At 74.7% G+C, this 21,991-nt stretch carries 19 protein-coding genes and 1 pseudogene; 12 read left to right on the top strand and 8 right to left on the bottom strand.

What is annotated here, in order from left to right:
• Window positions 1-772 precede the first annotated feature (772 nt).
• The 3 genes from NBM05_RS08735 to NBM05_RS08725 all read left to right on the top strand — a co-directional run bounded on the left by NBM05_RS08735 (window position 773) and on the right by NBM05_RS08725 (window position 1,816).
• The gene (locus NBM05_RS08735) at window positions 773-1,114 is read left to right on the top strand and encodes a hypothetical protein (protein WP_254166591.1); all 342 of its coding nucleotides are present in this window, start codon (window positions 773-775) and stop codon (window positions 1,112-1,114) included.
• Between the two features lie 112 nt (window positions 1,115-1,226).
• A complete protein-coding gene (locus NBM05_RS08730) occupies window positions 1,227-1,415 on the top strand; it encodes a DUF3117 domain-containing protein (RefSeq protein WP_254166590.1) in 189 nt (62 codons plus the stop codon).
• Between the two features lie 41 nt (window positions 1,416-1,456).
• Window positions 1,457-1,816, top strand: a complete 360-nt coding sequence (locus NBM05_RS08725) for a twin-arginine translocase TatA/TatE family subunit (RefSeq protein WP_254166589.1) — start codon at window positions 1,457-1,459, stop codon at window positions 1,814-1,816.
• 70 nt (window positions 1,817-1,886) lie between these two features.
• Here NBM05_RS08725 and NBM05_RS08720 read toward each other — a convergent pair whose 3' ends face one another.
• Genes NBM05_RS08720 through NBM05_RS08710 form a run of 3 tightly spaced genes read right to left on the bottom strand, consistent with a single transcriptional unit; the run spans window position 1,887 to window position 5,095 of the window.
• The gene (locus NBM05_RS08720; RefSeq protein WP_254166588.1) at window positions 1,887-3,062 is read right to left on the bottom strand and encodes an Mrp/NBP35 family ATP-binding protein; all 1,176 of its coding nucleotides are present in this window, start codon (window positions 3,060-3,062) and stop codon (window positions 1,887-1,889) included.
• Window positions 3,052-3,813 carry a DUF1003 domain-containing protein gene (locus NBM05_RS08715; RefSeq protein WP_309248144.1) on the bottom strand — a complete coding sequence of 254 codons (762 nt, stop codon included), beginning with the start codon at window positions 3,811-3,813 and terminating at the stop codon, window positions 3,052-3,054. Before NBM05_RS08715 ends, NBM05_RS08720 begins: the two co-directional genes overlap by 11 nt.
• Window positions 3,806-5,095 (bottom strand): magnesium transporter MgtE N-terminal domain-containing protein, encoded by a 1,290-nt coding sequence (locus NBM05_RS08710; RefSeq protein ID WP_254166587.1) that lies wholly within the window; start codon window positions 5,093-5,095, stop codon window positions 3,806-3,808. Before NBM05_RS08710 ends, NBM05_RS08715 begins: the two co-directional genes overlap by 8 nt.
• A gap of 95 nt (window positions 5,096-5,190) precedes the next feature.
• On the opposite strand from NBM05_RS08710, the gene NBM05_RS08705 reads away from it, so the two are divergent.
• A complete protein-coding gene (locus NBM05_RS08705; protein WP_254166586.1) occupies window positions 5,191-6,345 on the top strand; it encodes a YflT domain-containing protein in 1,155 nt (384 codons plus the stop codon).
• A 49-nt stretch (window positions 6,346-6,394) separates the two neighbouring features.
• Here the strand turns inward: NBM05_RS08705 and NBM05_RS08700 are convergent, their stop codons facing one another.
• Window positions 6,395-7,951 (bottom strand): aminopeptidase P family protein, encoded by a 1,557-nt coding sequence (locus NBM05_RS08700; RefSeq protein ID WP_254166585.1) that lies wholly within the window; start codon window positions 7,949-7,951, stop codon window positions 6,395-6,397.
• Window positions 7,952-8,043: 92 nt separating this feature from the next.
• Here NBM05_RS08700 and NBM05_RS08695 point away from each other — a divergent pair, with 92 nt between their 5' ends.
• On the top strand, window positions 8,044-8,883 hold the full coding sequence (locus NBM05_RS08695) for a PHP domain-containing protein (protein ID WP_254166583.1): 840 nt from the start codon (window positions 8,044-8,046) through the stop codon (window positions 8,881-8,883).
• 73 nt (window positions 8,884-8,956) lie between these two features.
• Here the strand turns inward: NBM05_RS08695 and NBM05_RS08690 are convergent, their stop codons facing one another.
• The 4 genes and pseudogenes from NBM05_RS08690 to NBM05_RS08675 form a co-directional block, all read right to left on the bottom strand.
• Window positions 8,957-9,757 (bottom strand): DNA-methyltransferase, encoded by an 801-nt coding sequence (locus tag NBM05_RS08690; protein WP_254166623.1) that lies wholly within the window; start codon window positions 9,755-9,757, stop codon window positions 8,957-8,959.
• 95 nt (window positions 9,758-9,852) lie between these two features.
• Window positions 9,853-11,576: pseudogene (locus tag NBM05_RS08685) on the bottom strand (DEAD/DEAH box helicase).
• Window positions 11,577-11,957: 381 nt separating this feature from the next.
• Complete coding sequence (locus NBM05_RS08680) at window positions 11,958-12,191, bottom strand: DUF3107 domain-containing protein (RefSeq protein WP_254166581.1); 234 nt, start codon at window positions 12,189-12,191, stop codon at window positions 11,958-11,960.
• 134 nt (window positions 12,192-12,325) lie between these two features.
• Entirely contained in the window at window positions 12,326-13,783 is a 1,458-nt protein-coding gene (locus NBM05_RS08675) for a glutamyl-tRNA reductase (RefSeq protein ID WP_254166579.1), read from the bottom strand.
• Between the two features lie 218 nt (window positions 13,784-14,001).
• Here NBM05_RS08675 and hemE point away from each other — a divergent pair, with 218 nt between their 5' ends.
• From hemE to hemB, 7 genes are all read left to right on the top strand, one after another.
• On the top strand, window positions 14,002-15,129 hold the full coding sequence (hemE, locus tag NBM05_RS08670) for a uroporphyrinogen decarboxylase (protein ID WP_254166577.1): 1,128 nt from the start codon (window positions 14,002-14,004) through the stop codon (window positions 15,127-15,129).
• 84 nt (window positions 15,130-15,213) lie between these two features.
• The gene (gene hemG, locus NBM05_RS08665; RefSeq protein ID WP_254166576.1) at window positions 15,214-16,758 is read left to right on the top strand and encodes a protoporphyrinogen oxidase; all 1,545 of its coding nucleotides are present in this window, start codon (window positions 15,214-15,216) and stop codon (window positions 16,756-16,758) included.
• A 111-nt stretch (window positions 16,759-16,869) separates the two neighbouring features.
• Entirely contained in the window at window positions 16,870-17,586 is a 717-nt protein-coding gene (hemQ, locus tag NBM05_RS08660; RefSeq protein WP_254166575.1) for a hydrogen peroxide-dependent heme synthase, read from the top strand.
• Window positions 17,583-18,878 carry a ferrochelatase gene (locus tag NBM05_RS08655; RefSeq protein ID WP_254166574.1) on the top strand — a complete coding sequence of 432 codons (1,296 nt, stop codon included), beginning with the start codon at window positions 17,583-17,585 and terminating at the stop codon, window positions 18,876-18,878. The genes hemQ and NBM05_RS08655 overlap by 4 nt, the downstream gene beginning before the upstream one ends.
• A complete protein-coding gene (gene hemC, locus NBM05_RS08650) occupies window positions 18,875-19,849 on the top strand; it encodes a hydroxymethylbilane synthase (RefSeq protein WP_254166573.1) in 975 nt (324 codons plus the stop codon). The genes NBM05_RS08655 and hemC overlap by 4 nt, the downstream gene beginning before the upstream one ends.
• Before the next feature lie 850 nt (window positions 19,850-20,699).
• Window positions 20,700-20,888: a hypothetical protein gene (locus NBM05_RS08645; RefSeq protein ID WP_254166570.1), complete on the top strand. Its 189-nt coding sequence runs from the start codon at window positions 20,700-20,702 to the stop codon at window positions 20,886-20,888.
• Window positions 20,885-21,925: a porphobilinogen synthase gene (gene hemB / locus NBM05_RS08640; RefSeq protein WP_254166568.1), complete on the top strand. Its 1,041-nt coding sequence runs from the start codon at window positions 20,885-20,887 to the stop codon at window positions 21,923-21,925. Before NBM05_RS08645 ends, hemB begins: the two co-directional genes overlap by 4 nt.
• Window positions 21,926-21,991 lie beyond the last annotated feature (66 nt).

Below are 21,991 nucleotides of genomic sequence, written 5' to 3'. Positions count from 1 at the left end.
AGCCCCGGCTACCTTCAGTTCACCGCTTTCTGGGACTCCGGATGGTACGAGCAGATCGCCGAGGGCGGCTACCCGACCGACCCGCCCGTCGGCCCCGACGGGCGGGTGCAGCCCAACGCCTGGGCCTTCTACCCGCTGTACCCCCTCATGGTCAGGGCCGTCATGGGGGCGACCGGGCTGGGCTGGAGCGCGGCCGGGGGAGCGGTCTCGATCCTCTGCGGCGGCGTCGCCAGCCTCCTGCTGTACCGGCTCTTCCGCCGGGATCGCGAGGCCGCCGGCGTCGACCGCTTCGCGCTGACCTGCACGGCCCTGGTCCTGCTGAGCCCGGTGGCGCTCGTGCTGCAGACCCCCTACGCCGAGTCGTTGTCCCTGGTGCTCCTGGCCGGCGTCTTCCTGGCGCTGCTGCGACGGCGGCCGTGGGCCGCCGCGGTGCTGATCCCGCTGGCGTGCCTCTCGCGGCCGGTCGGCGTGCCGCTGGGCGCGGCGCTGGGGATCTGGTGGTGCGTGCGGGCCGTCGCGGCGTACCGGGCGCGCCGGCCGGCCTCCCGCGGGCGCCACCTCGCCCGCGCTTGCGTCGCCGGGGAGTCGGGCCCTGGTCGCGCTGGGGCGGACCCGTGGCCAGCTCGCGCTCGCGCTGTGGGCCTGCGCCTGGGCGGTCAGCTGGGTCTTCGTCGCCTGGGCCGCGACCGGCCGCGCCGACGCCTACACCGCCACCGAGACCGCCTGGCGGGGCGAGCACCTCCTGCCGGTCCAGCCGTGGCTCGAGCAGTCGGTGGTCTACCTGGGCCCCTTCGGCCCCGTGGTCCTCCTGGCGCTGCTGGGCGCCTTCGTCCTGGCCATGCGCTCGCGGGCGGTCACGACGTCGCTGTCCCTCCCGCTGCGGCTGTGGTGCGGCGCCTACGTGGTCTACCTGCTGGTCTTCCTGTTCCCGCAGACCTCCACCTTCCGCCTGCTGCTGCCCCTCTTCCCGCTAGCGGCGCCGTTGGCGGCGGTCTCCGAGTCGAGGGCCTACCGCGTGCTGCTGCTGGTCGGGGCGGCTCTGGGGCAGATCGTCTGGGCCGGCTGGCTCTGGCACTGGCACGAGCTGCCGGGCGGCGGGGACTATCCGCCGTGACGCGGGCTGAGCGTAAGCTGCGTCACAGCTCGGAGCGAAGCGGGCTATCATGGAATGGTCCCGACACGCCGCCCCGCGAGCGGAGCGTCAGTCGACCCGAAAGGAACCACCGATGGCCGCTATGAAGCCGAGGACGGGCGAGGGCCCCATGGAAGTGACGCGGGAGGGACGCTCGCTCATCATGCGCATCCCGCTCGAGGGCGGCGGCCGACTCGTCCTGGAGATCAGCGCCGAGGAGGCGCGCAGCCTGCGGGACTGCCTCGATCCCATCACAGCCGGCACCCGGCCCGGGGCCGGGTGAGCACCAGGGTCATCCCAGGGACGGGCTGGTAATCTTCCTATGTGTTTGGAATCAACGGCGCCGAATTCCTGGTTCTGGCGGTCATCGTCTTCTTCGTGATCGGTCCTGAGCGCATGCCGGAGTACGCCCGGCAGCTCAAGGACCTCATCAAGGGACTCCGCCGCACCGCCGTCGACGCCAAGGACGGCATCAAGGAGTCCCTCGGCCCCGAGCTGTCCGAGATCAACTGGCGCGCCTACGACCCCCGGCAGTACGACCCCCGCCGCATCGTCCGCGAGGCCCTCATGGAGGACGACGAGGAGACGGCGGCCGAGCGCGAGCGCGCCGCCGCGCCGCCCCGGCAGAACCTCCGCCGGCTGACCCCCGGCCAGCCCGCCCCCTTCGACACCGAGGCGACCTGAGCCGGTCCGCCCCCCTCGACCCCGAGGCGACCTGAGCCCGCCCCGGACCCGTCCCTCAGGGCTCGGCCCCTCAGCTCAGGGTGACCGGGAGCTGCCTCCCCGCCAGACCTCGGCCGCGACGCCGCAGGCCGTCCGCGATCTCCTCGAGCGCCACGGCGGACGGGGAGCCCGGAGCGGACCAGACCACCGGCACACCGGCGTCGCCCCCCTCCCGCAGCGCCGGGTCCAGCGGCACGGAGCCCAGCAGCGGGACATCCTTCTCGATGCTCCGCGAGAGCCGCTCCGCCAGCAGCTGCCCTCCTCCGGAGCCGAACATCTCCAGCACCGAGCCGTCGGGCATGGTCATGGCGGCCATGTTCTCCACGACCCCCACGACCTCCTGACCGGTCTGCAGCGACATGGTCCCCGCGCGCTCGGCGACGTCGACGGCGGCGTGCTGCGGCGTCGAGACCACCACCAGGCCCGCGTGGGGGACCAGCTGCGACATGGAGATCGCGATGTCCCCGGTCCCGGGCGGGAGGTCCAGCAGCAGCACGTCGAGGTCCCCGAAGTGCACGTCGGTCAGGAACTGCTCCAGGGCCCGGTGCAGCATCGGACCGCGCCAGGCGACGGGGCGGTTGTCGGGGACGAACATGCCGATCGAGATGACCCGGATGGACCCGGCGTCGGGCTCCGACCCGGCGGCCTCGGCCCGGGGACGACGCCGCTCCGGCGGCACCTCGACCACGGGCGGGAGGATCATGTCCTCCACCTTGGTCGGGGCCTGGGTGATGCCCAGCAGCGCCGGGACCGAGAACCCGTGCACGTCCGCGTCCACGATGCCCACCGACAGCCCGCTCGCGGCGAGCGAGGCGGCGAGGTTCACGGTCACGGTCGACTTGCCGACCCCGCCCTTGCCGGAGGCGATCGCGTAGACCCGCGTGAGGTTGGCCGGGTCCGCGAAGGGGTTGGTCTTGGTGTGGCCCAGCGTCTCGCGCAGGCGCCGGCGCGCCTCGGCGTCCATGAAGGAGATCTCGACGACGGCCTCCCGCACCCCGGCGACCCCGGCCACGGCCGCGCGCACGTCGTCCTCGATGGTCCCGCGCATGGGGCACCCCTCGATGGTCAGCTGGACCCCGACGCGCGCGACGCCGTCCTCCAGCGTCGCGGAGACGACCATGCCGAGCTCGGTGATCGGCCGCCTCAGCTCGGGGTCGATGACGGTGCCCAGCGCGTTCCACAGGGCGCGCCCGGCGCTATCGGTCATCTCGCTCCTCGTCCCGCCGCGGGTGCGGCGTCTGGTCGTTCGTCTGCTCCGCGCGGGCGCGGCCGTGGGGTGCCTCGTTGCGCTCGGCCCCGGCGCCCTGGGCCTCGGCCTGCACGATGTCCATGATGGAGGTGCGCGGCTCGGGGCCCGCGCCCTGCCGCCTCCGGGAGGAGCCGTCCTGCCCCGGGCGCTGGCCCTGCCGCTGCCCCGGCCGCTGGTCCTCGCGGTCCCTGCCCTCCTCCAGGATCTCCTCGAGGAGGTCCCGGATCTCGGAGCGGACGAAGTCGCGGGTCGCGACCTCGCGCAGCGCGATGCGCAGCGAGACGATCTCCCGGGTCAGGTACTCGGTGTCCGCGAGGTTCTGCTGGGCCCGCTTGCGGTCCTCCTCGGCGACGACGCGGTCCCGGTCGTCCTGCCGGTTCTGGGCCAGCAGCAGCAGGGGCGCCGCGTAGGAGGCCTGCAGCGAGAGCATCAGCGTCAGCAGCGTGAAGTTCAGCGCGCGGGGGTCGAACTGCAGGCTCTCCGGCAGCATCGTGTTCCACAGGAGCCAGACCGTGACGAAGACGGTCATCCACAGCAGGAACTGCGGGGTGCCCATCCACCGGGCGAAGGACTCGGTCGCGACGCCGAAGGCCTCCGGGTTGGGCCGGTACCTCCGGTACCACTTGGGCCGGGCCTCCAGGGGGGTGTCGAGCGCGGCGAAGCGCTGGGGGAGGCGCGGGGCGCGCTGATTCCTGCGTGCGTCACTCAAAGCTGCGGCTCACCTTCTGCACCGGGGTCCCGTCGTCGTTGGTCCGCCAGTCCTCGGGCAGGAGCGCGTCGAGGACGTCGTCGATGGTCACGGCGCCGACCAGGCGGTCGTGCTCGTTGACCACCGGGATCAGCGTCAGGTCGTAGGTCGCGAGCACGCGGGAGACCTCCTCGAGCGTCGCGAGGTCCGCGACCGGCTCGATGCTGCGGTCGATGATGTTCCCCACGTGCTCGGGCGGCGGGTAGCGCAGCAGCTGCTGCATGTGGACCATGCCGATGTAGCGGCCCGTGGGGGTCTCGAGCGGGGGCCGGCAGACCAGGACCGCCGCCGCCACGGCCGGGCTGATGTCCTCCTGGCGCACCTGGGCCAGCGCCTCGGCCACGGTGGCCTCGGGCGGCAGGATGATGGGGACCGGCGTCATGAGCGAACCGGCTGTGCCCTCCTCGTACTCCAGGAGGCGGCGGACGTCCTCGGCCTCGTCGGGCTCCATGCGGCCCAGCAGCGCCTCCCGCTGGGCGTCGGTGAACAGGCCGAGGAGGTCGGCGGCGTCGTCGGGCTCCATCTCCTCGAGGATGTCCGCGGCGCGCTTGATGTCCAGGTTGGCCAGGATCTGGAACTGGTCCTCCTCCGGCAGCTCCTGCAGGACGTCGGCCAGCCGCTCGTCCTGCAGCTCCTCGGCGACCTCCAGCATGCGCTTGTCGTTGAGGTCGTGCAGGGCGTCGGCGAGGTCGGCCGGCTGGGTGTCCTCGTGGGTCGCGAGGAAGTGCTGGGCGCCCTGGGGGTCCAGCGTCGTCTCGTAGAGGGTCTCCTCCCAGGAGACGACCAGCGCCTCGCCCTTGCGGCGCATGAGCCCGCCGCCCGAGCCGGTCCGGCGCACGAAGACCTCGGAGAGCTTCCAGTCGCCGTTCTTGGTCTGCTCCATCGCGCAGTCCTCGATCGTCGCCTCGCCGGAGCCGTCCCGCAGCACCACCTTGCGGTCGAAGATCTCCCCGATCACCAGCGCCTCCGCGCCGCGCTGCTCGAAGCGGCGCAGGTTCACCAGGCCGGTGACGATGATCTGGGTCGAGTCGATGCTGGTCACCCGGGTCATGGGGACGAACACCCTCCGCTTGCCCAGGACCTCCACGACGATGCCCACGATGAGCGGCCACCGCCGGCCCAGCTGCGTCTCGCGGTGGAGCACGACGACGTCGCGGAGCCGCCCCAGGCGGTCCCCGAGCGGGTCGAAGACGTCCAGGCCCAGCAGCCTGGCGATGAAGATCTTGGTCGGTTGAGTGCTCACCGTCCCAGCGTACTCATTAATGCCCCGCGGGTTCACCGGTGGCGATACCCGCGCCCGGGGATGCGCGGCCCCGGCGCTTTCGGCGAAGATGGAGTATGGCTATCTCCGGAAACTCCAGGCTCGCGGCCGCGCGCGCCGCCCAGCTGCCCAGCGCCGTGACCGTGGCGCGCTACCCGCGCTACGAGGAGGCGCAGGCCTCCGTGGACCTGCTGGCCGAGCGGGGTTTCCCCATCCAGCACCTGAGCATCGTGGGCAGCGACCTCCGGCAGGTCGAATACGTCGTCGGCGCGCTGTCCTACGCCAAGGTGGCCGCCTCGGGGGCGCTGCAGGGGCTGTTCTACGGCGTCATGCTGGCCCTGCTGCTGGTCCTGTTCACCGGCGACGCCTGGCTCTCCGCGTTCCTCACCGCCGTCCCCCTGGGCATCGCGTTCTGGGTGATCCTCACGGTGATCACCTACTCGCGCCGGGGCTCCTCGCGGAACTTCACGGCGGTGGGCCAGCTCGTGGCCGGCACCTACGAGCTCGTCTGCATCCCGCAGGAGGCGGGGGAGGCGCGGCGCCTGCTGGGCGGTCAGGCCGGGCGCGGCCCCCTGCGTCCGACGTCGGAGCAGCAGCCGGGCGCCCCGGCCCCGCGCCCGACCGCGGAGGCGCCCTCCGCGCCCCCGCCTTCGGCCAGCGCGCGGAGGCGGGCGAGCGCCCGGCCGAGCCGAGCCAGGCCCGCGACTTCGCGGACCTCCCGGACGGCCGGCCCCGCTTCGGGCTGCGGGAGGACGAGGACGCGGCGGCCCCGGCGGCGGCCGATCGGGCGGCGCGCGGCGAATCCGCACCGAGCCGCGGCTCCTCGGCGGCCGGCGGCTCGACCGTGGCCGGCGGCTCCACCGACGCCGACGCCCCGAATCGGCGACCGGCCGCGGCGCCGTCCGCGGCGCCTCGGCAGGCCCCCGCGGGGGAGGACGACGCCGGCGCCGCTCCCTCCGAGGGCGAGCGGCGCCTGGGCGAGGATGAGCACCGCGCGGGTGAGGGCGAGCCGCGCGTCGGCGAGGACGAGCCCTCGCGACCCGGCCCGGGCAGGGGTGAATCCCCCTGGGGCGGCTCGGACGAGGACGTTCCGCCGCGTCGTCGCCGGGACGGGGACGGCCCCCGGACCTGACGCCGGTCCGGCCGAGCGGCGGTCCGGACCTGACGCCGGTCAGGCCGAGCGGCTGCCCGGACCTGACGACGGGCCCGGCCGAGTGGTTGCCCGGCCCTGACGACGGCCCCGGCCGAGCGGCCGCCCAACCGCCCGGCCCGCTCACCCGGTCAGCGCAGCCCCTCCATCCAGGCCTCGACCTCCTCGGTGGTGCGCGGCAGCGCCGAGCTCATGTTCTCGGGCCCCTCGGCGGTGATGAGGACGTCGTCCTCGATCCGGATGCCGATGCCCCGGTACTCCTCGGGAATCGCCAGGTCGTCCTCCTTGAAGTAGAGCCCCGGCTCGATCGTGAACACCATCCCCGGCTCGATCACCCCGTCGATGTACAGCTCGCGCTTGGCCTGGGCGCAGTCGTGCACGTCCAGGCCCAGGTGGTGGCTGGTCCCGTGCGGCATCCACCGCCGGTGCTGGCCCCCCTGGTCCGAGACGGCCTCCTCGACCGAGACGGGCAGCAGGCCCCACCCGTCGAGCGACTCGGCGAGCGAGCGGACCGCGGCGGCGTGGACGTCGCGGAACCGGTTGCCGGGCACCGCGGCGGCGAAGGCGGCGTCGGCGGCGGCCAGGACGGCGTCGTACACCCGCTTCTGGACCTCGGTGAAGCGGCCGTCCACGGGCAGCGTGCGGGTGATGTCCGCGGTGTAGAGGGTGTCGTCTTCGACGCCGGCGTCGACCAGCAGGAGCTCGCCCGGCACCACGGCGCCGTTGTTGCGGATCCAGTGCAGCACGGTCGCGTTGTTGCCGCAGGCGGCGATGGTCTCGTACCCGACGTCGTTGCCCTCGGTGCGCGCCGCGGCGAAGAACGCGGTCTCGACGACGCGCTCGCCCCGGCGGTGCCCGACGGCCCGCGGCAGGGACCGGACGATGTTCTCGAAGCCCACCGCGGTCGAGGCGATCGAGCGGCGCAGGTTCTCCACCTCCAGCTCGTCCTTGACCAGGCGCAGCTCCGAGAGCGCCTCGGCGAGCCGGGCGTCGAGGGCGTCGGACTCCTCGAGGTCGACGCCGGTGTTGTAGCGGGAGGTGTCCACGAGCGCGTCGACGTTGAGGTCGACCTCGCGGACCAGCCGCACGCGCGTCCCGCCCAGCGCCTGGTTGCCGGCGTTCTTGGTGACCGCGACCTCCAGCTCGGACAGGTCGTGGCAGGACAGCCCGTACTCGGACTCGATCTCGCCCAGCGTGGGCTGCGGGCCCACCCAGAACTCGCCGTAGCGCGGGTCGGCGTAGAACTGCTCGGTGTCGCGTCCGGCCAGCGGGCGGAAGTACAGGGTGGCCTCGTGGCGGGGGGCGCCGGCGGCGTCGTCCTCCAGCGGCTCGAGGACCAGGACGGCGTCGGGCTCGTGGTCGACGCCCAGACCGGTCAGGTGCGCGAACGCGGAGTGGGGGCGGAAGCGGTAGTCGGTGTCGTTGGAGCGGACCTTGAGCGGGCCCGCCGGGATCACCAGGCGCTCGCCGGGGAAGGCGGCGAAGAGGGCCTCGCGGCGGCGCCGGCCCGCCTCGGCCACGGCGGAGCGCTCCGGGGCGCGGTCCGGCGCGGGGGCCCAGCCCTGGGACATGAAGCGCTTGAAGGCCTCCGAGCGGGGCGGGCTCGAGCGGTTCTCGGAGCGCTCGGCGAGCGTCTGCTCCCGGTCCTCGTCGGAACCCGGTGCGAGGGGCTGATTCGAAGAAGTCATGACCCCCACGATAACCGCGCGGGCACCCGCGGGGCATCCGCCGGCCCGCCGCCTGACCTGCCGCGACGGCGTCGGCGGGTAGCCTGGGGGACATGCGCATCGATCTGCACACCCACTCCTCGGCGTCCGACGGGACCCAGGACCCCGCCGAGGTCATGGACGCGGCCGCGCGGGCGGGGCTGGACGCGGTGGCGCTGACCGACCACGACACGACCGCGGGGTGGGCCGCGGCCCGGCGCCGGGCCGAAGAGCTCGGCCTGGACTTCGTGCCGGGCATGGAGGTCTCCTGCTCCAGCGCGCGCGGCATCTCGGTGCACCTGCTGTGCTACCTCCACGACCCGCTCGCGCCGGGGCTCTCCGCGGAGATCGGCCGCTCGCGGGCCGCCCGCATGGACCGGGCCCGGCGCATGGTCGAGCGGATCGCCGAGGACTACCCCATCGACTGGGACGCGGTGCTCGAGCACGTGCGCGAGGACGCCACGGTCGGCCGGCCCCACATCGCGGACACCCTGGTCGACGCCGGGGTGTGCGCGGACCGCAGCGAGGCCTTCGCGACGATCCTGCGGCCCAGCACCCCCTACTACATCCCCCACTACGCGCCGGACCCGTCCGACGCCGTGCGCCTGGTGCGCGAGGCCGGGGGAGTGCCGGTCTTCGCCCACCCGCTGGCCAGCGCGCGCGGGCGGGTCGTGTCCGAGGACGTCTTCGACGAGATGGTCGACGCCGGGCTGGCCGGCGTCGAGGTCCACCACCGGGACAACCCGCCCGAGGCCCGGGAGTGGCTGCTCGACTACGCGCGGCGCCGGGACCTGATCGTCACCGGCTCCAGCGACTACCACGGCGCCGGCAAGCCCAACCTGCTGGGGGAGAACACGACGTCGCCCGAGGCGCTGGAGGCGATCCGCGAGCAGGCCCGCCCGGCGGTCGGCTGAGGGCGTCCCGGCAGGGCCATCCCCACCTCGGCGGGCCGTCCCCGTCTCGACGGGCCGGCCGTCGGGCGGGCGTTCAGTCCGCGGCCAGCTCCTCCACGCGCCCGTCCGGGGCGACGTCGAGGAAGCGGGCCCGCGGCAGCCGCCTGCGCATGGTCGCGATCGCCTCGTCGTTGGAGTCGACGCACACGTAGCGCCGCTCGGCCGCCGCCGCGACCGCGCCCAGGGTCCCGGAGCCGGCGAAGAAGTCCAGCACCCAGTCCCCGGGGCGCGACGACGCCGCGACCATCCGCCGGACGAGCCCCGCGGGCTTCTGCGTCGGATACCCGGTCTTCTCCCGGCCCGTGGGCGAGACGATCGTGTGCCACCACACGTCGGTGGGCAGCTTGCCGCGCGCGGCCTTCTCCGGGGTCACGAGGCCCGGGGCCATGTACGGCTCGCGGTCCACCTCCTCCGAGCAGAAGTGGTACCCGCCGGGGTCCTTGACGTAGACGAGGATGTTGTCGTGCTTGGTCGGCCACCGGCGCTTGGCCCGCGCGCCGTAGTCATAGGCCCAGATGATCTCGTTGAGGAACGCCTCGCGCCCGAACACGATGTCGCACATGACCTTGGCGTAGTGCACCTCGCGGTAGTCCAGGTGCAGGTAGAGCGTGCCGTCCTCCGCGAGCAGCTCGCGGGCGAGCTCCAACCGGGGCAGGAGGAAGGACCAGTAGTCCTCGAAGGCGTCGTCGTACCGGGAGAGGGTCTGCAGCACCGAGGAGTAGGTGCGGCCCTTGAACCCCCGGCGGTCGCCCTCCTCGGGCGCCGCCGGGCGCGTGCTCAGGGACCGGCGCACCTGCGCGCGGCCGGTGTTGAACGGCGGGTCGACGTAGATCATCGAGAACCGGCCGCGCGGCAGCCTCTCGAGCACGTCCATGTTGTCGGCCCGGATCACCAGATCCGGGCCGGTCAACTCCAGGTCCACGGCGCGGGCTACTCCTGCCCGGCCGAGCCGCCGCCGTTGCGCGCGGCACCCGAGCCGGAGCGGCTGCGACGACGACGGCGCGTGCGGTCCCCGGAGCCCTCGCGGCGGCCGGATCCCTCGCCCGCATCGGAGCGGGAGGCAGAGCCCTCCGACGACGCGGCGCGGCGCGCGAGCCCTCGCCGGAGTCGGACCGGCGCTCCGAGCGCTCGCCCGCGCCGGACCGGCGGCCGGAGCCCTCGCCCGGCTCGGAGCGCCGGGAGTCGTTCGAGCGCGAGCGACCCTCCGAGCCGGAGCGGCCCGGCCGGCGTCGGCCCCGTCGCGTCCTCGGAGCCCGCCGCTCGCGGCGGTCGTCCGGGCCGCCCAGGCTCTCGAGCTCCTCGGCCTCCAGGCCGGCGTGCGTCTGCCGGTCCTTCGGCAGGCGGCCCTTGGTGCCCTTCGGGATGCCCAGGTCCGCGAACAGGTGCGGCGAGGAGGAGTAGGTCTCGACGGGCTCGGGCACGCCGAGGTCCAGGGCCTTGTTGATCAGCGACCAGCGGGGGACGTCCTCCCAGTCCACCAGCGTGATCGCGGTGCCCTTGTTGCCCGCGCGGCCGGTGCGGCCGATGCGGTGCAGGTACATCTTCTCGTCCTCGGGGCACTGGAAGTTGATCACGTGGGTCACGTCGGTGACGTCGATGCCGCGGGCCGCGACGTCGGTGGCCACCAGGACGTCGACCTTGTCGTTGCGGAAGGCGCGCAGGGCCTGCTCGCGGGCGCCCTGGCCGAGGTCGCCGTGGATCGCGCCGGCCGCGAAGCCGCGGCGGGTCAGCTCCTCGGAGACGCGGGCGGCGGCGCGCTTGGTCTTGGTGAAGATGATGGTGCGGCCGCGGCCCTCGGACTGCAGCGCGCGGGCGATCAGCTCGTCCTTGTCCATGGGGTGGGCGCGGTAGATGACCTGGCGGATGTCCTTCTTGGTGTGGCCCTCGTCGTCCGGGCTCGAGGCGCGGATGTGCATGGGGCGGGACATGTAGCGGCGGGCCATCGCGATGACCGGGCCGGGCATGGTCGCCGAGAACAGCATCGTGTGGCGGACCTCGGGCAGGGCGGCGAGCAGCTTCTCGACGTCGGGGAGGAAGCCGAGGTCCAGCATCTCGTCGGCCTCGTCGAGCACGATCTCGGTGACCTGCGAGAGGTTCAGGTGCTTCTGGCGGTGCAGGTCGATGAGGCGCCCGGGGGTGCCGACGACGACCTCGACGCCGCGCTCCAGCTCCGCGATCTGCGGCTCGTAGGCGCGCCCGCCGTAGATGGTGGCCACGCGCGCGTCACGGGTCCTGGCCGCGGCGGAGAGGTCGCTGCCGACCTGCACGGCCAGCTCGCGGGTCGGGACGATGATGAGGGCCTGGGGCGCGCCGGGGGAGCGCAGCTTCTCCCAGCCGCCGTCCGAGCGGCCCGAGACGCGCTGGAGCACGGGCAGCCCGAAGCCGAGGGTCTTGCCCGTGCCGGTCTTGGCCTGGCCGATGATGTCCTGGCCGGACAGGGCGACCGGGAGGGTCAGCGCCTGGATGGGGAACGGGTGGAGGATGCCCTGGGCGGCGAGGGCGTCGCAGATGTCCTGGCGGACGCCGTAGTCGGCGAAGGTCTTCTCCTGGACCTCGGGCTCGACGGCGTCGGTCGAGGCGGTGGCCGCGGCGTCGACGGCCTCGGCGACGGCGAGGTCCTCGCCGGCGGCGATGGGGGTGGTTTCCTGGCTCACGTGAGCTGCTCCGATCGGTGCGTGCGCCGACGGGCCGCGGGCGACGTCGAGGTCGCGGCGGCCTGGCCGCCGTCCGGCGGGTCGGCTGGTGTGCGGAAGCCGATCGCGGGTCATTCTGCGCTCGCCGGGGAGGGCCTGAGGGGCCTTCCGCCCGGGCGGCGACGGGGTGGGTTCACTGCGGATCACGTGACGACCGGTCATCCTGGGACGCCCTCAGTCTAGCCTGAAGCACCGCGATTTCGCAGGGAAGGTGAGCGGGAGAACGCGCGGAGGGCCCGGTTCCGTGCGGAACCGGGCCCTCTCACGGGCGTTCCCCGGGGCGCGGGCGGAGCCGCTCCCGCGGGGCAGGCGCGGCCGGCCCGCGGGCCGGGAGGCGGCTGCCTAGGCCTCGGAGAACGGGCCGAAGCCGATGTGGCGCTTGGCCTCGGCCCCGATCTCGACGTAGCCGAGGGACTCGCCGGGGATCAGGGTCGACTTGCCCTTGCTGTCCACGAGCTTGAGCAGCGTCTTGTTCTCGATGGCCGCCGAGACGGAGGCGACGATCTCCTCCGGGTCCTGCGCCGAGTCGATGACCACCTCGCGGGCGACGTCCTTGATGCCGATCTTGATCTCCATGGGATCCCTTCCGTAGGTCAGCGCAGCTCGCGGCTGCCGTGTCGTGACCTCAGCCTACCCACGCGGGCGGGAGCCGGCGGCGGTGGACGCGCGATTTCGCTGAGCGCTAGCGGCCCCGGCGTCGGTCCGGCGCGTCAGGAGGCGCGGGGGCGGCGGCAGAGCTCGTCGTCGATCCCCGGGCCGGGGATCTGCGCCGAGGGGTAGTCGGAGGGCAGGCCGCGGGGCGGGAGCGCCGCGTCGGGGCCGGCGCCTCGCCCGGCTGCCGCGGCGTCGGGCCCGGTGCCCCGCCCTGCCGCCGCGGCGTCGCGTCCCTGGTCCGCGGCCGCGACGCCCGGGCGCCGGTCCGCGGGCCGCTCCTCGGGCTCGACCTCGAGGTCGTACAGCGCCTCGATCGCGGAGAAGAACTCGTCCTCGCGCCCGGCCGCGGCGAGCTTGCGCGCCTTGACCATGGGCGTGTGCAGCAGCGAGTGCATCATGCGCCGCATCGCGAACTCGAGCTGGTCCGACTGCGCGCCGCAGCCGTACTGCCCGCGCACCTTCTCCATCTCGGAGTCCAGGATGGCCATGGTGTGCCGCCGCAGCGCCACGATCGCCGTGTCCACCGAGCGCTCGCTGCGGTGGGTCGCGAAGTCCGCGGCGGCCCGGTCGACGATCCGGCGGGCGGCCTCGACCGACTCGACCGTCTCCTCGGGCGCGGCCAGCCGCACCGACTCCAGGGTGATGAGCTCGACGCCGTCGAGGTCCGCCACCGAGGGGTCGAAGTCCCGGGTCAGCGCCAGGTCCACGACGACGCGCGGCCCCTCCGGCAGCGCCGCGGCCGCGATGGGCGCCGAGCCGCCGCTGCAGCCGATGATGATGTCCGCCCCGCTCATGGCCTCGCGCAGGTCCTCGCGCTCGACCGGCGCGCCGCCGCGCTTGTCCGTGAACTCGCGCGCGCGGCCCGAGCCGGAGTAGACCAGGACGTCGGCGCAGCCGCGCTCCGCGAGGGCGGCCATGGTCGCCCCGGCGTAGGCGCCCGTGCCGAAGACGAGCGCGCGGGCGCCGTCCCAGCGGGTGGGGGAGACGTCCTCGGCGAGGTCCAGGGCGACCGAGACGATGGATCGCCCGCGCTCGCCGAGCGAGGTCTGGGTCCCGACCGCCCGGGCGGTGCGGGCCGCGGACTCGAAGAGGCGGATGAGCTCGCCGGAGGCCGCGGAGGCGCCCTGGGCGTCGATCAGCGCCCGGCGCACCTGGCCGGTGATCTCGCGCTCGCCGACCACCGCGGACTCGAGCCCGGAGACGACCGTGAACAGGTGGGCGGCGGCGTCCTCCTCGCGGTGCAGCTCGAGCGAGTCGGCGACGAACCCGGCGTCGAGCCCGGCGGAGCGGGAGATCTTGGCCACGAGGGCCTCGACGCAGTCCTCGACCGCGCCGGGGCGGGAGGGGGCCTCGGCGTAGAGCTCGAGGCGGTTGCAGGTCGAGAGGGTGACCAGGCCCTCGAGGGGGCCGTGGGTCACCAGGGCATGGGGGAGCGCGTCGATCCCCGTGGACAACCTGGCCACAGTGTTGAGATCGACGTTCCGGTGCGATGCGACGAGCGTAAAGAGAACCACGACTCGTTCATAATAACCGCGCCCGGAGCCCGGGGCGAACCGCCTCGGATGTGATCTGGGAGATGCCCGGGGTGCCGCCGGCGGGGTGGTGCTCGCGCCCGGGGAGGGCGGTGCGGGAGACCTCGGCCACACCCGGGCGCGTGACGCGCGAGACATCCGCCGCCGGGCGACACCCTGTCGCAAAAATCCGCTCCGATACTTGGCACAATGGAGGCACTATGACGACATCGGGATCCTCGCCTCGCGCACTGCTCACGGACGACCAGCTCACCCACCTTCCGGAGGCGCACCCGCTGCGCAGCGGCGGCACGGCGAGCTCGCCGATGATCCGCGCCATGTGCGGCGACCGCCCCGAGACGCCGCCGGTGTGGTTCATGCGCCAGGCCGGCCGCTCGCTGCCCGAGTACCGCGAGGCCCGCGAGGGCACGGGAATGCTCGAGGCCTGCCTGACCCCCGAGCTCGCCGCCGAGATCACCCTGCAGCCGGTCCGCCGCCACGGCGTCGACGCCGCGATCTTCTTCTCCGACATCGTGGTCCCGCTCAAGCTCGCGGGCCTCGACGTCGACATCGTCCCCGGCCGCGGCCCCGTGATGGGCACCGCCTACCGCACCGCCGAGCAGATCGCCGCGCTGCCCGAGATCCCCGACTCGGCCTTCGACCCGATCCGCGAGGCTGTCCGCCTGACCGTGGAGCAGCTCGGCGGGACCCCGCTCATCGGCTTCGCCGGAGCACCCTTCACCGTGGCCGCCTACATGGTCGAGGGCGGGCCCTCCCGCGACCACCTGCTCCCGCGCACCATGATGCACCGGGACCCCGAGGCCTGGGCCGCGCTCGCGGAGTGGACCGCCCGCACGGCCGGGCGCTTCCTCGCCGCGCAGATCGAGGCCGGGGCGAGCGCCGTCCAGCTCTTCGACTCCTGGGCCGGCTCCCTCCCCGAGCGGGACTACCGCCGCCACGTGCTGCCGTACTCGGCGCAGGCGCTCGCGGCGGTCGAGCACTACGGCGTGCCGCGCGTGCACTTCGGCACCGGGACCGGCGAGCTGCTGCCGGCGATGAAGGAGGCGGGGGCCGACGTCGTCGGCGTCGACTACCGCCTGGACCTCGACGAGGCCGCGCGCCGGCTGGGCCCGGACACGCCGCTGCAGGGGAACATCGACCCGGCCCTGCTGGATGCGGGGTGGGAGGTTCTGCGCGAGCACGCGGTGGACGTACTCTCGAGGGGGAGGGCCGCCGTCTCGCACGTGGTGAACCTCGGGCACGGCGTTCCCCCCGGGACGGATCCCACCGTGCTGACCCGCCTCGTCGACCTCATCCACGGAAGAGAGCCAGATGCCCCAGAACGCTGAGTCGATCGGCAGCGCCGCCACCCTCAAGTCCGCCGAGGAGGCGCGCCCGCGGGGCATCGGAGCCCGACGCCGGCGCGCACCGCCGTGGTCATCGGCGGCGGGGTCGCGGGCCTGGTGGCCGCGCGGGACCTCGCCGAGCGGGGCCTGCGGGTCGTGCTCACCGAGGCCAAGGACCACTTCGGCGGGTCGGTGGGCGCGCACCGGGTCGGGGGCATGATCCTCGACTCCGGGGCGGAGTCCTTCGCGACCCGCAACTCCTCGGTCTCCGACCTGATCGAGGAGCTCGGCCTGTCCGAGGCGGCCGTCTCCCCCCGCCGGGCCGGGTCGTGGCTGCACCTGCCCTCCGGGCCGCTCCCGATGCCGTCCTCCGGCATCCTGGGCATCCCCGCGAACCCGCGGGACCCCGAGCTCGCCGGCGCGCTGACCCCCGCCGGCCGGCGCCGCGCCGCGCTGGACCGGATCATCCCCTCCTCCACGGGCTTCAACACCCGCTCGCTCGGCGCCCTGGTGCGCGCCCGGATGGGCCGGCAGGTCCTGGAGAACCTGGTCGCCCCGGTGACCATGGGCATCCACTCCAGCCACCCGGACCAGCTCGACGTCGACGTCGTGGCCCCGGGCCTGCGCGCCGGCATCCGCCAGTTCGGCTCCTTGGGCGCCGCCGCCGCCGTGCTGCGGGCCCGCTCGCCCGCGGGCTCCCAGGTCGGCGGCCTCGTCGGGGGGATGAACCAGCTCTCCGAGGCCCTGGTCGCGGACCTCTCGCGGCGCGGGGTGCGGCTGCTGTCCAGCAGCGAGGTCATCGCCGTCGACCGCGACGAGGCGGACGGGCGCTGGATGGTCATCCGCCGCCAGACGGGCGGGACCGGCAAGCGCTCCGTCATCAGCGGCGACGTCCTGGTCATCGCGACCGACGGCCCCACCGCCGTGCGCCTGCTGGGCAGCCGCGTCCCCGCGGAGCGCCTGCCGCAGGTGCGTCCGGGCCAGGAGATCGCGCTGGCCACGCTGGTGCTCGACGAGCCGCGGCTCAATGATGCCCCGCGCGGCACCGGCGTCCTGATCAGCGAGAAGGTCCGGGAGGTCCGCGCCAAGGCCCTGACCCACGCGAACGTCAAGTGGGACTGGATCGCCGAGCGCGCCGGGTCCGACCGGCACGTGCTCCGGCTCTCCTACGGCCGGGACTCGGCCGCGGGGGAGCAGGGCGTCGCCGAGCTGTCCCTGCCGGACGAGCAGCTGATCGCCCTGGCGCTGCACGACGCCGCCCGGATCATGGGCGTGCCGCTGGGCCGGGGGCAGCTGGTCGACGCCGACGTCGTGCGCTGGCGCGCGGCGATGCCGCGCATCCCGGAGGGGCACGAGGACAAGGTGCGCACCTTCCGCAGCAGTCTCGCGGGGGAGGACCGGCTGGCCGTCGTCGGCGCCTGGGTCTCCGGGACCGGGCTGGCCTCGCTGATCCCGGACGCCCGTCGCGTCGTCGCCGGGCTGGACCTCGAGGCCAAGGAGCCGCCCGCGCCGCCCGCGGAGCCGGCGTCCCCGGCCGCGGAGGAGGCCCCGGAGCAGCCCGCCGGGAAGGCCGAGCGGCCGCCCGCCGAGCCGTCCCCGCCGGCGGGCCCCGGCACCCCCGGGGGGAGCTGACCCGGCCCCGGGGACGCCCGCCCACCACACACACCACAGCGGTCGGACCATCGTCCGACGAGGAGCGCCCCCGGCCACGAGCCGGGCGCCGAGGAAAGGAACGAGTCACCCATGACCGATCAGCAGACCGCCCCCGCCGACTCGCGCGCTGCGAGCGGCGACGACCGGCTCTACTACGCCCTCTACACCGTCTTCGCCCGCCGCGACGGCCGCTCGGAGGCGGCCGGCTCCGAGGCCGCCGTCGCCGAGTACGCCCGCCTCGCCGAGGAGCTCGCCGCCGAGGACGTGACCCTGCGCGGCACCTACGACGTCTCCGGCATGCGGGACAACGCCGACGTCATGGTCTGGCTGCACGGCGAGCACCCCGAGGCCCTCCAGGCCGCGGTCCGCCGCATCCGCCGCACCGAGCTGTTCGAGGCCACCGAGATCGTGTGGTCCACCATGGGCGTGCACCGCGACGCCGAGTTCACCCGCCGCCACGCCCCGTCCTTCGCCAAGGGCATCCCGCCGGAGACCTGGGTGTGCGTCTACCCGTTCGTCCGCTCCTGGGAGTGGTACTACATGAACTCCGAGCGCCGCTCCGAGATGCTGAAGAACCACGGCATGAAGGGCTCGGCCTACCCCCAGGTCCTGCCCAACACCATCGCGACCTTCGGCCTCAACGACTACGAGTGGGTCCTGGCGCTGGAGGCCCCCGAGCTGGTGGACTTCGTGGACATGATGCGCACCTTCCGGAACACCGAGGCGCGCCTGCACGTGCGCGAGGAGACCCCGTTCTACACCGGCCGCCGGATCGAGGCCGCCGAGGTCGCGGAGGTGCTGCGATGAGCCCCCTGCGCACCTCTCCCATCCCCGACGTCACGGACCCGGAGAACACTGCCAGCAACGGCCCGGCCAGCGTCGAGGACGCCGCCGAGTTCACCTCCGAGGAGACTCTGACCCGGCCCCGCGCCCAGGCTCCCGAGCCCTACGACGCCGTGATCCTCTCCTCCTTCGGCGGCCCCGAGGGCCAGGAGGACGTCATCCCCTTCCTGCGCAACGTGACCCGCGGCCGCGGCATCCCGGACGAGCGCCTCGAGGAGGTGGCCACCCACTACCGCGCCAACGGCGGGGTGAGCCCCATCAACGAGCAGAACCGCGCGCTGCTGGCGGCCCTGCGCGAGGAGCTCGCGCGCAGCGGCCCGGAGATCCCCGTGCTGTGGGCCAACCGCAACTGGGACCCGTACGTGGCCGACGTCGTCAGGGACGCCCACGAGCGCGGCTACCGCAAGCTGCTCGTGCTGCCCACCAGCGCCTACCCCGGCTACTCCAGCTGCCGGCAGTACCGGGAGGACTACGGCGTCGCGCTCGCCGAGCTCGGGCTGGAGGACGAGCTGCAGGTCGACAAGGTCCGTCAGCACTACGACGCCCCCGGCTTCATCGGCGCCTTCACCGAGGGCCTTCTCGAGGGACTGCGGGAGCTGCGGGCCAAGCTCGACACCGCGCCGTCGCGCGCCGCGGGCAACGGCCGCATCCGCATCATGTTCTGCACCCACTCGGTGCCGACCACCGCGGCGAACGAGGCCGGCCCGCGCGGGGTCGACTACGAGGGCGGCTCGGCCTACGTCGAGAAGCACCTCGAGGCCGCGCGAGCGATCCTGCGCGACGTCGAGGCCGCCGAGCCCGAGCTGCTGGCCGGCTGCGACTGGGAGCTGGTCTACCAGTCCCGCTCCGGCGCGCCGAGCACGCCGTGGCTCGAGCCGGACGTCAACGACGCGCTCGAGGCCCTCAAGGGCGCCGTGGACGGCGTCGCCATGGTCCCGCTCGGCTTCGTCTCGGACCACATGGAGGTCAAGTGGGACCTCGATACCGAGGCCATGGAGACCTGCGAGGAGCTCGGCCTGCAGGCCGTGCGGACCCCGACGCCGGGCACCCACCCGGCCTACGTGCGCTCGCTCCGGGACCTCATCGCGGAGCGGGTCGCCTCCACGGCCCCCTCGCAGGACCCGGCCGAGCTCGAGCGGCGGCGGATCGGCGCGTGCGGCGGCCGCGGCTGGTTCGACCGCTGCAACCCCGACTGCTGCCTGTCCGCGGCGCGCGCGGCCACGCCGGTGATCGCGAACTACGAAGGAGCCCGATGACGCCCATCCGGGTGGGGACGCGCGGCTCGGCCCTGGCCACCACGCAGTCCCGGCACATCGCCGAGCGCCTCGACGCCGCCGGTGCGCCCGCCGAGCTGAAGATCGTCACCACCACCGGCGACGTGACCTCCGGCTCGCTCGCGCAGCTCGGCGGCACCGGGGTCTTCGCGGCCGCGCTGCGCCAGGAGCTGCTGGGCGGGTCCGTGGACGTCGCGGTGCACTCGCTGAAGGACCTGCCGACCAAGGACCTCTTCGATGGCGAGCTCTCGCTGATCTACCCCGTGCGGGAGGACCCGCGCGACGTCCTGGTGGCCCGGGACGGCCTGGACCTGGACGGGCTGCCGGCGGGCGCCCGGATCGGCACCGGCTCCCCGCGGCGGGCGGCCCAGCTGCGGATCCTCCGGCCCGACTGCCAGGTCGTGGACATCCGCGGCAACGTGGGCACCCGGCTGTCCCGCGTGGCCGGGCTGGAGCGCTTCGCGGCCGACGACACCGGCGTGGGCCGGGGCACCCACGGTGACCTCGACGCCGTCGTGCTCGCGGCCGCGGGCCTGGCCCGGCTGGGTCTGAGCGAGGTCGGCACCGACTTCCTCGACCCGCACCGGGTGCTGCCGGCCGCCGGGCAGGGCTGCCTCGCGATCGAGTACCGGACCCGCTCCACGCCCGAGGAGGTGCTCGCCGCGATCCGCTCGCTCGAGCACGCCGAGACGGCGCTCGCGGTCCAGGCGGAGCGGGCGCTGCTGCTCCGGCTCGAGGCCGGGTGCGCCGCGCCCATCGGCGCGTTCGCCCGGCTGGAGGGGAAGGAGCTCGCGCTCGACGCCGTCGTGGCCGACCCGCGCGGCGGCGAGGTCCTGCGGGAGCGGGCCCTCGCCCCGGTCGCCACCTCGGAGGAGGCCCGGGCCCTCGGCACGCGCGTCGCGGAGACCCTCCTGGGCCGCGGGGCCGACCGCTACACCGACCGGACCTCCTGATGCCCGGCGGCCGGGACGGCGGGCGGGCGCCGCGGGACCGCACCGCGGGGTCGCCCGCGCGGCCCGCCGAGGTCCTGGTGACCCGCCTGCCCGGGCCCGCCGGCGAGCTGACGGCCCTGCTGCGGAGGCGGGGCACGACGTCGTCCTGGCACCCCTGCGCGAGGCGAGCCTCCCGGGGAGGCCGCGGCTGCCGCGGCCGCCGAGGTGGTCCGGGCCGGCCGCTTCGACGCCGTGACCTTCACCAGCGCCAACGGCGTCCTGGGCCTGGCCGCGATCCTCGGCGGGGAGCTCGCCGGGCCGCTCGCGGGGCGCAGGTGCGCTGCGTGGGACGGGCGACGGCCCGCGCCGCCGGGAGGCCGGACTCGAGCCGGCGCCCGCCCCGCGCCGGGAGACGCGGCAGGGCTACTGGCCGAGTGGGACGCGCCGCGCGGGCCCGCAGCCGGTGGCGCGCCCGCCGACGTCGTCCGCGCGCCCGCCGCCGTCGGCCCGGGGACGCTCCGACGCCGTCGGTCCGGGGACGCTCCGGACGCCGTCGCCCCGGGGACTCGCCCGCGTCCGGCGCGCGGCGGACGGTCCTCTGCGTCCACGGCGAGCCGCACCGGCCCGAGCTGGCGCGCGGCCTGCGCGAGCGGGGCTGCGGGTCGAGGAGGTCGTCGTCTACGAGATGGTCGCCTTCCCGCCGAGCGGCCGCTCGCGCCCGCCCACCGCGCCCCCGGTCCCGGCGGGCCGGTGCCCGTCCTGGACCCCGCCGCCACCGCGGCGCACCTGGCCAGGCGGGGGCCCGACGTCGTCGTGGCGACCCCCGCGCCTGATCGAGGCGCTCCTGGGCTGCGGCCCTGTGGGCGCCCCGGTGGTCTGCATCGGCGAGACCACGGCCGCGCGCGCCGCCGCGCTGGGCCTGCCCTCCGTCACCGCCGCCAGCCCCGCACCCCGCGACCTTCTGGCCGCCGTCCGCGAGGCCCTGGCCGCGGCCCCGGCCGCCGGGCCCCCGCGCCCCTCAGACACCACGCACATCCGACAGCAGAAGGGATCGTCATGACCCACCCGAACCGCGAGACCGGCCCGCGCGAGGCCGCCGAGCTGATCCGCCGCCCCCGCCGCCTGCGCACGAGCCCCGCGATGCGCGACCTCGTCGCCGAGTACCGGCTGCACCCCGAGGACCTCATCCAGGTCCTGTTCGTCCGCGACGGCATCGAGGAGCCGGCCGAGATCTCCTCGATGCCCGGCCAGTACCAGCACACCCTGGCCAGCGTTCTGGAGGCGGTGCGCCGCGCCGAGGCCGCCGGGGTGCGCTGCGTCGACCTCTTCGGCGTCCCGCGCGAGGAGGACAAGGACGCGGACGGCTCGGCGGCCTGGCACCCGGAGGGCATCCTGAACCGGGCCATCCGGGCGATCCGCGAGGAGTTCGGCGACCGCCTGGTGATCATGGCGGACACGTGCCTCGACGAGTTCACCGACCACGGCCACTGCGGCCCGCTGACCACCGATCCGAAGGGCCGCACGGTCGTGGACAACGACGCCAGCGTCGCCCTCTACCGCCGGATGGCGGTCTCCCAGGCGGAGGCCGGGGCGCACGTGGTGAGCCCCTCCGGTATGATGGACGGACAGATCGCGGGCATCCGCGAGGCGCTGGACGCCGCCGGGTTCGCGGACGTCTCCGTGATGGCCTACTCCGCCAAGTACGCCTCGGCCTTCTTCGGGCCCTTCCGCGACGCCGTCGGCTCCTCGCTGACCGGGGACCGCAAGACCTACCAGCAGGACCCGGCCAACCGCCGCGAGTCGCTGCTGGAGGCCCGGCTCGACGTCGAGGAGGGAGCGGACATGGTCATGGTCAAGCCGGCCCTGGCCTACCTCGACATCCTGCGCGAGGTCGCCGAGGAGTCGCCCGTCCCGGTCGCCGCGTACCACGTCTCGGGCGAGTACGCGATGATCGAGGCCGCCGCCGCCAACGGGTGGGTGGACCGGGAGCGGATCGTCCTGGAGTCGCTCACCTCGATCCGCCGCGCCGGCGCGGACATGATCCTGACCTACTACGCGACCGAGGTCGCGGAATGGCTGCGCGACGGGCGGCGTTGACTCCCAGGAGGACGACGCCGGCCCCGCCGCACCCACCGGGCCGCCGGACACCGACCCGGCGGCCCC

It is taken from the genome of Rothia santali (genome assembly GCF_024199905.1).
GTDB lineage: Bacteria > Actinomycetota > Actinomycetes > Actinomycetales > Micrococcaceae > Rothia > Rothia santali.
This window is presented reverse-complemented; position numbering and strand designations above follow the sequence as displayed.